We start from the raw sequence: 8,641 nt of genomic DNA, 5'->3' as shown, positions 1-8,641 counted from the left end.
GAAGAGGTCCCGGAGCTGTACGAGTCGGCGGTCCGCGAGGCCGTCGCCGCGTTCGGCCGCGGCGAGTGCTTCGTCGAGCGCTACCTGGACCGGCCCCGGCACGTGGAGACGCAGTGCCTGGCCGACAAGCACGGCAACGTGGTCGTGGTCTCCACCCGGGACTGCTCCCTGCAGCGCCGCCACCAGAAGCTGGTGGAGGAGGCGCCCGCGCCGTTCCTGTCCGAGGCCCAGGTCGCCGAGCTGTACCGCGCCTCGAAGGCCATCCTGAAGGAGGCCCGCTACGAGGGCGCCGGAACCTGTGAGTTCCTGGTCGGCCAGGACGGCACGATCTCCTTCCTGGAGGTCAACACCCGCCTGCAGGTCGAACACCCGGTGACCGAGGAGGTCGCCGGCTTCGACCTGGTCCGCGAGATGTTCCGCATCGCCGACGGCGAGGAACTGGGCTACGACGACCCGGTCCTGCGCGGCCACTCCTTCGAGTTCCGCATCAACGGCGAGGACCCGGGCCGCAACTTCCTCCCCGCCCCCGGCACCGTCACCCGCTTCGACGCGCCGTCCGGCCCCGGCGTCCGCCTGGACGCGGGCGTGGAGTCCGGCAGCGTGATCGGCCCCGCCTGGGACTCCCTGCTCGCCAAGCTGATCGTCACCGGCCGCACCCGCAAGGAGGCCCTCCAGCGGGCCGCCCGGGCCCTGGACGAGTTCCAGGTCGAGGGCATGGCCACGGCCATCCCGTTCCACCGCGTGGTGGTCAGGGACGCGGCGTTCGCCCCGGAGCTGACCGGCTCGGCCGACCCGTTCACGGTGCACACCCGGTGGATCGAGACCGAGTTCGTCAACGAGATCAAGCCCTTCACCGCGCCTGCCGACACCGAGGCGGACGAGGAGCTCGGCCGTGAGACGGTCGTCGTCGAGGTGGGCGGCAAGCGCCTGGAGGTCTCCCTCCCGTCCTCGCTCGGCATGTCGCTGGCCCGCACGGGCCTCGCGGCGGGCGCCAAGCCGAAGCGCCGGGCGGCGAAGAAGTCCGGTCCGGTCGCCTCCGGCGACACCCTCGCCTCGCCCATGCAGGGCACGATCGTCAAGGTCGCCGTCGAGGAGGGCCAGGAGGTCCAGGAGGGCGACCTGGTCGTCGTCCTGGAGGCCATGAAGATGGAGCAGCCCCTCAACGCCCACAAGGCGGGCACCGTCAAGGGCCTGACCGCCGACATCGGCGCGTCCGTCACCTCGGGCGCCGCGATCTGCGAGATCAAGGACTGACCCACCCCGAACCCCCGAGGGGCCCCCGGCACACGCCGGGGGCCCCTCGTTCGTCCGCGCACCCGCCCTACCGGCGGCGCAGGTCTGCCACGCGGCCGCGTTCCGGTGGGGGCTGGTCACCCAGGCCGGGGGCGGAGCGCAGGGGGGAGGCGCCCGGTGCGTGGCCCCTGCGCGGTCCCGGCAGCGGGGCGCGGCGGCCCGCCGGGACCTGTTCACCCCCCGGGGTCCCGCTCGCCCCCGTGACGGCGATCTGCACACCCTGGTCGGCCAGGGCCTGCAGCTCGGTGGCGGCGCGGTCGTCGTGGGCCGGGGGGTCGTCGGTGACCAGCCGGGTGATGAGGTCCGTCGGCACGGTCTGGAACATCGTGTCCGTGCCGAGCTTGGTGTGGTCGGCGAGGACCACGACCTCCGCGGCGGCCTGGACGAGGGCCCGGTCGACGGACGCCGAGAGCATGTTGGACGTGGACAGGCCGCGCTCGGCGGTCAGGCCGCTCCCGGAGAGGAACGCCTTCGACACGCGCAGGCCCTGGAGGGACTGCTCGGCGCCCGAGCCGACGAGGGCGTAGTTGGAGCCGCGCAGGGTGCCCCCGGTCATCACCACCTCCACCCGGTTGGCGTGGGCCAGCGCCTGGGCCACCAGCAGGGAGTTGGTGACGACCGTCAGGCCCGGCACGCGCGCGAGGCGGCGGGCCAGCTCCTGCGTGGTCGTACCCGCCCCGACCACGATGGCCTCGCCCTCGTCGACGAGGCTCGCGGCGAGGTCGGCGATGGCCGTCTTCTCGGCGGTCGCGAGGTGCGACTTCTGCGGGAAGCCGGATTCCCGCGTGAGCCCACCCGGCAGTACCGCACCGCCGTGCCGGCGGTCGAGGAGTCCTTCCGCCTCCAGTGCCCGCACGTCGCGCCGTACGGTCACTTCGGAGGTCTGGACGACGCGGGCGAGCTCACGGAGCGACACGGCACCGTTCGCTCGCACCATTTCGAGGATCAATTGGCGACGTTCAGCAGCGAACACGAAACTGACAGTAACCCCAGCGACCGTCTGCTTTCAGCAGTTTGCGCCGAATAACAGAAGTTGTTCGCATGGTGGGGCGGGAGGTGATATAGAGCCCACCCGCCCCGATTGTGCCGCCCGCACGCGCCGCGACTCCCCGTGACCGGCCCGCGGCGGCGGGCCGGCCGTCAGGCCTCGGCGCTCGCCTTGCGGGTGTGGAGCTGGCGGGCCACCTCCGCGATCGACCCCGAGAGCGAGGGGTAGACCGTGAAGGCGTTCGCGATCTGCTCGACCGTCATGTTGTTGTCCACGGCGATCGAGATCGGGTGGATGAGTTCCGAGGCGCGCGGGGCCACGACCACGCCGCCGACGACGATCCCGGTGCCCGGACGGCAGAAGATCTTCACGAAGCCGTCCCGGATGCCCTGCATCTTGGCGCGCGGATTGCGCAGCAGGGGCAGCTTGACGACCTTGGCGTCGATCTTGCCCCCGTCCACGTCCGCCTGCGTGTAGCCGACCGTGGCGATCTCGGGGTCCGTGAAGACGTTCGAGGAGACCGCCTTCAGGTTCAGCGGGGCCACCGCGTCGCCGAGGAAGTGGTACATGGCGATGCGCCCCTGCATGGCGGCGACGGACGCGAGGGCGAAGACGCCGGTCACGTCACCGGCCGCGTAGACGCCCGGAGCGGTCGTCCGGGAGACCTTGTCGGTCCAGATGTGCCCCGACTCGCGCAGCTTGACGCCGGCCTCCTCCAGGCCCAGCCCCGCGCTGTTCGGGATCGCGCCGACCGCCATCAGGCAGTGCGTGCCGCCGATGACCCGGCCGTCGGCCAGCGTCACCTCGACCCGGTCGCCGACGCGCTTGGCGGACTGCGCGCGCGAGCGGGCCATGACGTTCATGCCGCGGCGCCGGAAGACGTCCTCCAGCACGGCGGCGGCGTCCGGGTCCTCGCCGGGCAGCACCCGGTCGCGGGAGGAGACCAGGGTGACCTTGGAGCCCAGCGCCTGGTAGGCGCCGGCGAACTCGGCGCCGGTCACGCCCGAGCCGACCACGATGAGCTCCTCGGGCAGCTCGTCGAGGTCGTAGACCTGGGTCCAGTTCAGGATGCGCTCGCCGTCCGGCCGGGCGTCGGGCAGCTCGCGCGGGTGGCCGCCGGTGGCGATGAGGACGGCGTCCGCGGGGAGCGTCTCCTCGGTCCCGTCGGCGGCGGTGACGACGACCTTGCGGGAGCCGTCCAGGGCCTGCATGCCCTCCAGCCGCCCGCGCCCGCGCATGACCCGGGCGCCGGCGCGCGTGACGGAGGCGGTGATGTCGTGGGACTGGGCCAGCGCGAGGCGCTTGACCCGGCGGTTGACCTTGCCGAGGTCCACGCCGACCACCCGGGCCGCCTGCTCCAGCGGCGGGGTGTCGTCGGCGACGATGATCCCCAGCTCCTCGTACGAGGAGTCGAAGGTGGTCATCACCTCGGCCGTGGCGATCAAGGTCTTCGACGGTACGCAGTCGGTCAGCACCGACGCCCCGCCCAGGCCGTCGCAGTCGACGACGGTCACCTCCGCGCCGAGCTGAGCGGCCACCAGCGCCGCTTCGTATCCGCCGGGTCCGCCACCGATGATCACGATCCGAGTCACGTACCCCATTGTCCCGCACGCTTCAAGGTGCCACTGCCCGGGGGCACCACCGGGGCGCCCGGGGCGCGGGGGGCGGCTGCCGTACCCTCTCCCCATGTCGCTCTATGCCGCCTACGCCGGCAATCTCGACGCGCGCCTGATGTCCCGCCGCGCCCCGCACTCCCCGCTGCGCGCCACCGGCTGGCTGAACGGCTGGCGGCTGACCTTCGGCGGCGAGCAGCTCGGCTGGGAGGGCGCGCTGGCGACGCTCGTCGAGGACCCGCTGTGCCAGGTCTTCGTCGGCCTGTACGACCTCGCGCCCATGGACGAGGAGTCGCTCGATCGCTGGGAGGGGACCGGCCTCGGCCTCTACCGGCGCACGCGCGTGCGCGTCCACACCCTGGACGGCGAGGAGAACGCCTGGACGTACGTCCTCAACGCCTACGAGGGCGGTCTGCCGTCGGCGCGCTACCTGGGCGAGATCGCCGACGCGGCGGAGTCCGCCGGGGCGCCGCACGACTATGTGATGGAACTCCGCAAGCGCCCCTGCTGAGCTGGTCCCGGCCACTTTTGCGGCGGTTTTCGTCCGCTTTTGCCCACCGTTTGTGGAAAACGACAAGACAACGAATGCATTCCCGTGGGCTCTGTCATCTACGCGCGTAGGCGTCGAGCGGCTACCCTCATCGGCGTGAACGCATCTCTTCTTCCGGACGACATCAAGGGCGACCCTTACGCCGCCGCCGACGCCGCCGCCGCGCGCCTGCGCACCCTCACCGGCGCCGAGACCCACGACGTCGCCCTCGTGATGGGCTCCGGCTGGGCTCCGGCCGTCGACGCCCTGGGCGCCCCCGACGCCGAGTTCCAGGTCACCGAGCTGCCCGGCTTCCCGCCGCCGGCCGTCGAGGGGCACGGCGGCAAGGTCCGCTCGTACTCCTTCGGTGACAAGCGCGCCCTGGTCTTCCTGGGTCGCACCCACTACTACGAGGGCCGTGGCGTCGCCGCCGTGGCGCACGGCGTGCGCACCGCCGTCGCCGCCGGCTGCAAGACCGTGGTCCTCACCAACGGCTGCGGCGGCCTGCGCGAGGGCATGCGCCCCGGCCAGCCGGTCCTGATCAGCGACCACATCAACCTGACGGCGACCTCCCCGATCGTCGGCGCGAACTTCGTGGACCTCACCGACCTGTACTCGCCGCGCCTGCGCGCCCTGTGCAAGGAGGTCGACGCCTCCCTGGAGGAGGGCGTCTACGCCCAGTTCCCCGGCCCGCACTACGAGACCCCGGCCGAGATCCGCATGGCCCGCGTCATCGGCGCGGACCTGGTCGGCATGTCCACGGTCCTGGAGGCCATCGCCGCGCGCGAGGCGGGCGCCGAGGTCCTGGGCATCTCCCTGGTCACCAACCTGGCCGCGGGCATGACCGGCGAGCCCCTCAACCACGAGGAGGTGCTCCAGGCGGGCCGCGACTCGGCCGCGCGCATGGGGCAGCTCCTCGCCCAGGTGCTGGGCAAGCTGTAAGGCGTCCGGTGCCCGTCCGCCCGCTCCCCGGCCGCCCGAGTCGGGCGGGAAGCGGGTGGACGGGCGGACACATCCACAGGAGAGGTTGATCCCAAGGTGCACGACGATCTCATCGCCCGGGCCGAGTCCTGGCTCGCGGAGGACCCGGACCCGGAGACCCGTGAGGAGCTGGCCAAGCTGATCGAGGCCGGTGACACCGCCGAGCTGACGGACCGCTTCGGCGGCACGCTCCAGTTCGGCACCGCCGGCCTGCGCGGCGAACTGGGCGCCGGCCCGATGCGCATGAACCGCAGCGTCGTGATCCGCGCCGCCGCGGGCCTCGCCGCGTACCTCAAGAAGACCGGGACGCCCCACGGGGACGGCACCGCCGGGCTCGTCGTCATCGGCTACGACGCCCGCCACAAGTCCGCCGACTTCGCCCGGGACACCGCCGCCGTGATGACCGGCGCCGGCCTGCGCGCCGCCGTGCTGCCCCGCCCGCTGCCGACCCCCGTGCTGGCCTTCGCCGTCCGGCACCTCGGCGCGGTCGCGGGCGTCGAGGTCACCGCCAGCCACAACCCGCCCCGGGACAACGGCTACAAGGTGTACCTCGGCGACGGCTCCCAGATCGTCCCGCCCGCCGACGCGGGCATCGCCGCCGAGATCGACGCGATCGCCTCCCTGGCCGACGTGCCCCGCCCGGACGCCGGCTGGGAGATCCTCGACGACGCGGTCCTGGACGCCTACCTGGCCCGTACCGACGCCGTCCTGGACGCCGGCTCCCCGCGCACCGCCCGCACGGTCTACACGGCCATGCACGGCGTCGGCAAGGACGTCCTGCTCGCCGCGTTCGCCCGGGCCGGCTTCCCCGAGCCGTTGCTCGTCGCCGAACAGGCCGAGCCGGACCCGGACTTCCCGACGGTCGCCTTCCCCAACCCGGAGGAGCCGGGCGCGATGGACCTGGCGTTCGCGCGGGCCCGTGCGGCCGAACCGGACCTGGTCATCGCCAACGACCCGGACGCGGACCGCTGCGCCGTGGCCGTCCGGGACGGCGGCGACTGGCGCATGCTGCGCGGCGACGAGGTCGGCGCGCTGCTCGCCGCCCACCTGGTCGGGCGCGGCGCGACCGGCACCTTCGCCGAGTCGATCGTCTCCTCCTCGCTGCTCGGCCGGATCGCCGGCAAGGCGGGCCTGCCGTACGAGGAGACCCTGACCGGCTTCAAGTGGATCGCCCGCGTCGACGGCCTGCGCTACGGCTACGAGGAGGCCCTCGGCTACTGCGTGGACCCGCAGGGCGTGCGGGACAAGGACGGCATCACCGCCGCGCTGCTGATCACCGAGCTGGCGTCGGTGCTGAAGGAGGAGGGCCGCACCCTCCTGGACCTGCTGGACGACCTCGCCGTGGAGCACGGCCTGCACGCCACCGACCAGCTGTCGGTGCGGGTGCAGGACCTGACGCTGATCGCGGACGCGATGCGCCGGCTGCGCGAACAGCCGCCGACCGAGCTGGCGGGCCTCCCCATCACCCGGGCCGAGGACCTCACCCGGGGCACGGACCTGCTGCCGCCCACGGACGGCCTGCGCTACACCCTCGACGGCGCCCGGGTCATCGTCCGCCCGAGCGGCACCGAGCCGAAGCTGAAGTGCTACCTGGAGGTCGTCGTGCCGGTCTCCTCGCACGCCGGGCTGCCGGCCGCGCACGCCCGCGCGGCGGAACTGCTCGCAGCCGTCAAGCGGGACCTGTCGGCCGCCGCCGGCATCTGACCCGCACCTCCCGGACGGGGTGCCCCCACGAGGGGGCACCCCGTCCGGCCGTTCCTCCACCCGCCCGGGGCGGAGGGAACGGCCGGGTCCGCACCGACCGGCGACCCTGCACTCCCGCGGCACGGCACACCGGCCATCCGGAACCACGCGAACCGGCCGGCCGGATGCGGCGGAGCCGGCAGCCGGCAGACGGAAGACGGCAGACGGCAGACGGCAGACGGCAGACGGCAGAGCCGGACGGAGAGGCTCGGCTGCCCGGCGCGGCACCCTCCGGACGGACCACTCCGGCCCGCCTGGAGGCGGGGAGGACGGTCAGGTGCCGGGAGGAGGGCGGCGGGCGGCCCGGTCACCGCCCGCCGCCCTCCCGGGCCCGACAGCACCTCCGCGTTCGCCGCGGCACGGTCCGGCAAGCCCACCGGGCCCCGCCCCCGGAACTGGATGCACCCCACCGCGCAGGCTCGACAGCCCACCACGCCCGGCGACCGCCGAGCGGCACCGCGGTCCTCGACGCCCCCGCCTCGGAGCGCGCCCCCGGCGGGCCCGGCCCACCACGGCCCCGGCGCCTCTCCACGCCCCGACGACACCTCGCCCCAGGACACCGGCCACCGCCAAACGGCACCGCGAACCCACCGAGCCCCGTACGGAACGCACCCAGGCGGGCCGGGCTCGCCTCAGACCTCGCGCACCGGCCCCGCAACACACCCGGCACCCGGCCCCGACGACACCTCGCCCCAGGACACCGGCCACCGCCAAGCGGCACCGCGGGCCCTTCACACCCCGCGCGGAGCGCCCCGGTGGGATCAGCCCGCGATCAGCAGGATCGCCAGCAGGACGGCTCCGGCGACGGCGGGCGCGGCCACCTCGTAGGCCCAGCGCACGGTGACCTCGCCCTGCGCCGACTCGGCCGGCCCGCGGCTCTCCAGGAGCTCCCGCAGGTCGTCCATGACCCTGTCGGTCTCGGCACGGGTCGGCCCGGCGTCCGGGCCGCGCAGGCTGAACCCGCCCATGCCGATGCCGCTCGGCCCGAGCCCGCCGCCCCGGCCGCCCGGCCGCACGCCCCGGGCCGCGTCCGCCGCCGCCCGCTGCTGCCGGCGGGCCGCCTTCTTGCGGGCCCGCAGCGAGACGGGGACGGCCCACAGCTGGTACTTGGCGCCGGACCCCGCGAGGACCTCGTTGGTGTAGCCGGAGCGCAGGCCGGTGACCGCGCCCCAGGGCAGGATGATCACCCGGAAGGGGTTGCGGACGCGCAGCCGGTCCTCGTTGGCGAAGACCGCCGGGCGGAGCGTGAAGGCGAGGATCAGCGGCACGACCAGGATCATGCCGGCCAGCGCCAGCCACGGGGTCCGGCCGTGGCCCTTGAACAGCGCGTCGAAGCCCAGCCAGAGCACGACCAGGAGCAGCAGCACGCCGCCCGCCAGCCCCAGGGGCGAGCGGTAGATCCGGTCCCTGACGGTGGGCACCGGGGGCTGTGACGCGGGTGACGGGTGGTCCGGGGTCATGGCCCGATTCTGCACGACGCCGGCGGCGGTGCGG

7 protein-coding genes are annotated in these 8,641 nt (G+C 74.0%); 4 read left to right on the top strand and 3 right to left on the bottom strand.

The window, feature by feature from the left end:
* The coding region (locus tag ACZ4K2_RS15260) for an ATP-binding protein (protein WP_467769956.1) at positions 1-1,254 on the top strand (1,254 nt) is incomplete at its 5' end.
* A 67-nt stretch (positions 1,255-1,321) separates the two neighbouring features.
* On the opposite strand, the gene ACZ4K2_RS15255 is transcribed toward ACZ4K2_RS15260, so the two are convergent.
* Together ACZ4K2_RS15255 and ACZ4K2_RS15250 are read right to left on the bottom strand one after the other, a co-directional pair.
* Positions 1,322-2,266, bottom strand: a complete 945-nt coding sequence (locus tag ACZ4K2_RS15255) for a DeoR/GlpR family DNA-binding transcription regulator (protein ID WP_467477856.1) — start codon at positions 2,264-2,266, stop codon at positions 1,322-1,324.
* 167 nt (positions 2,267-2,433) lie between these two features.
* The gene (locus tag ACZ4K2_RS15250; protein ID WP_467477859.1) at positions 2,434-3,882 is read right to left on the bottom strand and encodes an NAD(P)H-quinone dehydrogenase; all 1,449 of its coding nucleotides are present in this window, start codon (positions 3,880-3,882) and stop codon (positions 2,434-2,436) included.
* Positions 3,883-3,967: 85 nt separating this feature from the next.
* Here ACZ4K2_RS15250 and ACZ4K2_RS15245 point away from each other — a divergent pair, with 85 nt between their 5' ends.
* The 3 genes from ACZ4K2_RS15245 (at position 3,968) to ACZ4K2_RS15235 (ending at position 7,108) form a co-directional block, all read left to right on the top strand.
* Complete coding sequence (locus tag ACZ4K2_RS15245) at positions 3,968-4,405, top strand: gamma-glutamylcyclotransferase family protein (protein WP_467477863.1); 438 nt, start codon at positions 3,968-3,970, stop codon at positions 4,403-4,405.
* A gap of 135 nt (positions 4,406-4,540) precedes the next feature.
* Positions 4,541-5,365, top strand: coding sequence for a purine-nucleoside phosphorylase (locus ACZ4K2_RS15240; RefSeq protein WP_467477866.1), 825 nt, complete (start codon positions 4,541-4,543; stop codon positions 5,363-5,365).
* A 96-nt stretch (positions 5,366-5,461) separates the two neighbouring features.
* On the top strand, positions 5,462-7,108 hold the full coding sequence (locus ACZ4K2_RS15235; protein ID WP_467477870.1) for a phospho-sugar mutase: 1,647 nt from the start codon (positions 5,462-5,464) through the stop codon (positions 7,106-7,108).
* Positions 7,109-7,908: 800 nt separating this feature from the next.
* On the opposite strand, the gene ACZ4K2_RS15230 is transcribed toward ACZ4K2_RS15235, so the two are convergent.
* On the bottom strand, positions 7,909-8,607 hold the full coding sequence (locus ACZ4K2_RS15230; protein WP_467477874.1) for a PH domain-containing protein: 699 nt from the start codon (positions 8,605-8,607) through the stop codon (positions 7,909-7,911).
* Positions 8,608-8,641 lie beyond the last annotated feature (34 nt).

Source organism: Streptomyces sp. NPDC025833, from assembly GCF_055558055.1.
This window is presented reverse-complemented; position numbering and strand designations above follow the sequence as displayed.